We start from the raw sequence: 6,108 nt of genomic DNA, 5'->3' as shown, positions 1-6,108 counted from the left end.
GTTACCTTGATATTATCGATACCATCCCTGATCTGAAGAGACAGAACATGGAGCTTACCATCAAGGCCAACAAGAGTCAGGCTGACTTCATTGCGTGGCTCCCCGTTTTCAGACAGATGATTCAGGAACTCAAGCTTAAGGTTTTTGATGACTACGTTGATAATGTAATGCTTAACCTTCTGACCTACCAGTCCCTGGTTGAAAAGAAGGTGCTTGAAGCCCTCGGTTCCGACAACTATGACGAAATCGTCAAGGACCGCAAGTCGGTGGGCGTGTTCATTGTTGAATATGAGGAATGGGCTGACAATCTTTATTCCGAAATGCCTGAAGCACAGAATGAGATAGGCGCGCTTATTGCCAACTTCAAATATTCATGTTCAGATGACAACGGCGTGGTAGGTCAGCATGAAAATCTGGTAAAGAACTCTAACGATCTTGTCGACAGCATGAACAATGCCAAGAAAAAGATTAATGAAATCAAGACTGAAATAAACCGGATACAGGAAAATTTGGAATATCTTAGTAATAACTTCTCATAAAAAGTACATTTAAAGATTCTCTTACATTACTGTGGGAGACTCTTTGCTTTTATGTCAGCAAAAAAACTCCCGACTATAGTAAAACAGTCGGGAGTTCAGTATATGCCTATAGACCTGCGGATTTACCGATATATTTATCCGCAGCGACAGATTCAGAGAGCTTAAGAGATTTCAAGGTTCTCATCATCAAGACCGTCGGTAAATTCATCTCCGGATCTGACCATGTCATCCCCGCCTCTGATAAATTCATCCCCGGCCTTAGAGAGCTTATCTCCCATGCCGGCATCAAGACCGTTCTGCTCACTCTGAGCTGCCTGAGTCTTCTTTACAGTCTTTCTGACCGTGGAAGTTTTCTTTCTGGCAGCGGGCTTTTCAGAACCCGACTCACCGGCCTCAGTGTTTTCTTCTTCCTTTTTTACGGAAGTACCGGATGTTTTTCCGGTTTTGGAAGCTGAAGGACTTTTTCTGGTTGTTTTCTTAGCCGGAGTTTTCTTTCCTGCAGAAGAGGCTGAAGATTTTTTAGCACTCTTTTCATGAGCATCGTCAAATGCATTATCACCTTCATCTTCATCATTAGGAAGATCCGCGCCTGAATCGGCATTCTTATCCTTAGGCACGTACTTCTTGATTTCACCGGCCAGTGCTTCCCTGAACACTTCTGAAATATGCTTAACCGGAACTATGGTTAATGCTTTACGGGTTGATTCAGGTACATCTTCAAGATCCTTAACGTTGCCGAACGGAATAAGAACCTTCTTAACCCCGCCTCTTACGGCTCCGATGAGTTTCTCCTTAACCCCGCCAATCGGCAGAACTTCACCGCGAAGAGTGATTTCACCGGTCATGGCCACGTCACCGCGCACCGGAGTGCCAGTGATGGCGCTGATGATAGCGGTACACATGGCGATACCCGCACTCGGACCATCCTTGGGAATTGCTCCTTCAGGACAGTGAATATGGAAATCGTTCTGACGAAAATACTTAGGGGTATATCCGAGATTTGCTATAAATGAACGAACCACGGTAAAGGCTGCAGAGATTGATTCTCTCATAACTTCGCCGAGCTTACCGGTATAAACCTGCTTGCCAAACCCCGGAATGCATGAAGCTTCAATGGTAAGAATTTCACCGCCGACTGAAGTATATGCCAGACCGTTGACAATACCCACCTTGTTATCAAGAGTAATATCGGTATGATCGAACACCCACGGACCGAGCATCTTTTTAACGCTTTCACCGTTGATCTCGACATGAGTAATTTTACCGCCGCTCAGCATGATTTCCTTTACGGTCTTTCTGCATAGTCTGCCGATTTCTCTTTCAAGATTACGCACACCGGCTTCGCTGGTATAGTTGCGGATCAGAGTGAGAACGGCATCATCGGTAAAGGTGATTTCCTCTTCCTTCACATTGTTGTCACGCATCTGCTTTGGAATCAGATGATTTCTGGCAATATGAAGCTTTTCTTCCTCGGTATAGCTGCTGAGGTCGATTATTTCCATACGGTCACGCAGTGCAGGCGGAATGTTCAGGCTGTTTGAGGTAGCAACAAACATTACGTCAGACAGGTCGAAATCGACTTCAAGATAGTTATCGGTAAAGTTCTTGTTCTGTTCCGGATCCAGTACTTCAAGAAGTGCTGATGCCGGGTCCCCCCTGTAGCTGTCTGTTGAAATCTTATCGATTTCATCAAGAAGGAACAGCGGATTCTTGACGCCGCACTTCATGAGCTTCTGGATAATCTTACCCGGAAGAGCACCGACATAGGTACGTCTGTGACCGCGGATTTCCGCTTCATCACGCATACCGCCGAGAGCAACACGCACGTAGGTTCTGCCGGTAGCCTTAGCAATGGACATACCGAGAGAGGTCTTACCAACCCCCGGAGGTCCAACCAGACAGATAATAGGAGCATGAAGTCTGTCGGCACGGTTCTGTACTGCCAGATATTCAAGAATTCTTTCCTTTACCTTGTCGAGACCGTAGTGGTCGTGATCGAGAATTTCTTCAGCACCCTTAAGATCTTTCTTGAGTTCGGAGCTCTTGTTCCACGGCAGAGCAAGAATGGTTTCAATATAGTTTCTGCTGATGGCGGCATCCTGGCTGAATCCCGGCTGCATTGCAAGCTTGCGCAGTTCTGAATTACACTTTTCGGTAACGTCATCAGGCATGCCTGCTTCCTTGATCTTGGCTCTGAGCTGAGCGACTTCGTCACCGTCGTCAGGAAGACCGTCTTCATTGAGAGGTACTTCGACACCGTCAATGGAAGCCTTGGAATTTTTAAGATTCTTGAGTTCCTGCTGAGCTGATTTGAGATGTTCGCTCAGGAAATAAATCTTCTGGTTTATCTCAATGCTTTCCTTGGCACGATCGCGAATCTTGTCCATCATCTTCTGATTCTTTGCATCCATGGTCATCACGGTCATCAGAAAATCAGCAAGTTCATTTTCACTCTTGAGAGCGATGTACTCGGCCTTCTGCTTTTCATCGAAAAGAATGGTGATGGCAATACTGTCACAGAAGAGATTGAAAGACGGGCATGTTTCAAGAAGTCTTACGGAATCAGGACCTGCAGCGTTATGACTCTGGTTAAACTTCTTGAACTGGTCCAGAAGTTCCTTGCGTACCATACTTTCGCTGGCGAATTCCTCATCAAAAGGAACGAGATACAGAGGTTCATGAGTAGCCTTGATTTCGAAATTACCGTCGCTCACAAAATCAGTAATGCGATTGATATCCTTCACGGTAACGCGACTGCCGACATTCAGTACGTATGATACTGAGCCGTCACTGAATGTTTCCCTGCTGTCAGCGTGTGCAAGCCAGCCGTAGCATTCCTGCATTTCGGCAACAGAACAGTCTTTGAGCGTCTCATCAGCGTGATAGATTATTATCAGTTCACTCTGAGACTCATATGATTCTTCCAGTATCTTCTGTGTACGTGCAGTCGGGGTAATAGGAAGGGTTGACATCGGTATTACGGGATAATTTATCCCTATCACCGGTAAAAAATTCACTTTTCTTCTTCTCTGGACCATAAAATTTTCCTTATTGCCCTTTTATATCTTATGTTAAATATAATATACAGTATTTAAATATGGCTGATAATAGCTAATTTCAAGAAGAACAGCACATTTTTAAGGTGCGTTTGGCTATTAATCAACCTATCAACATAAAACCGCATGTGTCCGGCACACTAAAAAGCCGGATATTCGTATACCCGGCTAATTTTCTACTGTATTAAAGAGCTGCAGCCGGTCTGACGCGGGAGCGGTGCCGGCAGTCTCAGCGGTTACTTCTTGAAGAACTCATCATCTCTGATAAGAACCGGATCCTTGATTCCGTTAACCACTTCACCGTCAATAATAACCTTGGCCACTTCAGTGCTTGAAGGAAGATCATACATGGTATCAAGAAGCATTGATTCAACGATTGAACGCAGGCCTCTGGCACCGGTATGACGTTCCATTGCCTTTTCAGCCATGGCTGAAAGAGCGTCAGGAGTGAAGTCGAGAGTTACCTTGTTAAGCTTGAAAAGAGCCTTGAACTGACGGGTAATCGCATTCTTAGGTTCGGTAAGAACGTTAATGAGAGCTTCCTTGCCGAGTTCGTCGAGAGTTGCAATTACAGGCAGACGGCCGATGAATTCAGGAATAAGACCGAACTTGGTGAGATCATCCGGTTCAACCTTGGCAATCTTCTCACTTAAATTAAGTTCGTCTTCCTTGCCGTAAACGGTGGCGTTGAAGCCTATACCTGAGTTCTTTTCCACACGCTTTTCGACAATCTTGTCGATACCTGCGAACGCGCCGCCGCAGATAAACAGAATCTTTGAGGTATCAACCTGTACGAAATCCTGCTGAGGATGCTTTCTGCCGCCCTGAGGAGGAACGGAAGCGATAGTGCCTTCGATAAGCTTGAGGAGTGCCTGCTGCACACCTTCGCCGCTTACGTCACGGGTAATTGAAGGATTATCGGACTTGCGGGAAATCTTATCGATTTCATCGATGAACACGATACCGCGCTGAGCCTTTTCAACGTCATAGTCACAGTTCTGAAGAAGCTTCTGAATGATGTTTTCAACGTCTTCACCGACATAGCCTGCTTCTGTAAGGGTTGTGGCGTCGGCCATGGCGAAAGGAACGTTGAGCAGACGGGCAAGAGTCTGTGCCAGCAGGGTTTTGCCTGAACCGGTAGGACCAATCAGCAGAATGTTGGACTTGTTGAGTTCAACACCGTCATACTTGTCGTTAACCAGCTGACGCTTGTAATGGTTGTATACCGCAACGGAAAGGATCTTCTTGGCTCTTTCCTGACCGATTACATAGTCGTCAAGATGTTCCTTGATTTCATGCGGAGTAGGAAGAGCTTCCAGTTCCTTGGAGATATCGCCCTTGCGTTCTGAAGCTTCAGACTTGAGACGGTCCTTGGTAATAATATCATTACACAGGTCAATACATTCATTGCAGATGTAAACGCCCTGGTCTACCCCCTTGATAAGCTTGCGTACCTCGAACTGAGATTTGTTACAGAAGGAGCAGCGTAACGGTTCGTTCTTATTATCTTTATTATTTGACATTTGACAACCTTAATGAATTATGGACGCTTGGTAATTACATCATCAATCAGACCGAAGTCCTTTGCTTCTTCGGCAGACATGAAGTTATCTCTGTCGGTTGCCGCAAGAATTTCCTCATAGGTGCGACCAGTGTGTAAAGCAAGCTTCTTGTTTAATTCATCCTTGATTCTTAAAGTTTCACGGGCATGGATTTCAATGTCGGAGGCCTGTCCCTTAAATCCGCCGAGCGGCTGATGAATCATGATTCTTGAACTTGGAAGAGAGTATCTCTTGCCCTTTGCACCGGCAGTAAGAAGGAATGAGCCCATTGAGCAGGCCTGTCCCATACATACGGTAACAACATCAGGTCTGATAAACTGCATGGTATCATAGATGCTCATACCTGCGGTAACGACACCGCCAGGAGAGTTGATGTACATGTAGATATCCTTATCAGGATCTTCTGATTCAAGGAAAAGCAGCTGAGCGCAGATCAGATTAGCCATATGATCCTCTACCTCTCCGGTAAGGAAGATTATACGGTCTTTAAGCAGACGGGAGTAGATATCATATGATCTTTCTCCTTTTGCAGTCTGTTCTATAACGTAAGGAACCAGTGTGGACATAGTGGTTGAATCAGTGTTTGCTGACATAATCCAATTCCTCTAAATTCTTAAAAAAATTCTGTATCAGAAAACGGGCGGAACCTAACATGAAGCCCGCAGAATAACTGAGGCACAATTATATATGAAAATGTTAAATAATTACATAACGACAGCCTCAAAACACACCATAGAACACATATTACATATCGCACGGCGTCTATTTGTTTAAAATTACGACAGAATTAAAGATCCGAACCTCAGTTCGTACGTTAAAACCGGTTTACCGGTGCTCATAACGCAGTCGGTTCGTAAAGACCGTTCTTCATTCTTCCTCACATCGGAGAACAGTAAACAGCCCCGGTATCTGATTGAAAAACTGAGCATCAGGGAGAGAGAAAATACTGAC

4 protein-coding genes are annotated in these 6,108 nt (G+C 45.2%); 1 reads left to right on the top strand and 3 read right to left on the bottom strand.

The features are described from left to right. Positions 1 to 539 (top strand): hypothetical protein (locus T489_RS15280; protein ID WP_031580213.1); only part of this gene is annotated, 539 nt, incomplete at its 5' end. Between the two features lie 161 nt (positions 540 to 700). Here the strand turns inward: T489_RS15280 and lon are convergent. The 3 genes from lon to clpP all read right to left on the bottom strand — a co-directional run bounded on the left by lon (position 701) and on the right by clpP (position 5,750). Beyond that, a complete protein-coding gene (gene lon, locus T489_RS14475) occupies positions 701 to 3,577 on the bottom strand; it encodes an endopeptidase La (RefSeq protein ID WP_051622109.1) in 2,877 nt (958 codons plus the stop codon). 254 nt (positions 3,578 to 3,831) lie between these two features. Further along, positions 3,832 to 5,118: an ATP-dependent protease ATP-binding subunit ClpX gene (clpX, locus tag T489_RS0111740; protein ID WP_031580211.1), complete on the bottom strand. Its 1,287-nt coding sequence runs from the start codon at positions 5,116 to 5,118 to the stop codon at positions 3,832 to 3,834. A 17-nt stretch (positions 5,119 to 5,135) separates the two neighbouring features. After that, positions 5,136 to 5,750 carry an ATP-dependent Clp endopeptidase proteolytic subunit ClpP gene (gene clpP / locus T489_RS0111735; protein WP_031580210.1) on the bottom strand — a complete coding sequence of 205 codons (615 nt, stop codon included), beginning with the start codon at positions 5,748 to 5,750 and terminating at the stop codon, positions 5,136 to 5,138. Positions 5,751 to 6,108: the final 358 nt, after the last annotated feature.

This window comes from Ruminobacter sp. RM87 (assembly GCF_000701925.1).
Lineage (GTDB): Bacteria > Pseudomonadota > Gammaproteobacteria > Enterobacterales > Succinivibrionaceae > Ruminobacter > Ruminobacter amylophilus.
This window is presented reverse-complemented; position numbering and strand designations above follow the sequence as displayed.

Bases quoted from the DNA above. Each gene is read 5' to 3' on its own strand.
- clpX (WP_031580211.1), bottom strand. From the start codon at position 5,118: ATGTCAAATAATAAAGATAATAAGAACGAACCGTTACGCTGCTCCTTC.
- clpP (WP_031580210.1), bottom strand. From the start codon at position 5,750: ATGTCAGCAAACACTGATTCAACCACTATGTCCACACTGGTTCCTTAC.
- lon (WP_051622109.1), bottom strand. From the start codon at position 3,577: ATGGTCCAGAGAAGAAGAAAAGTGAATTTTTTACCGGTGATAGGGATA.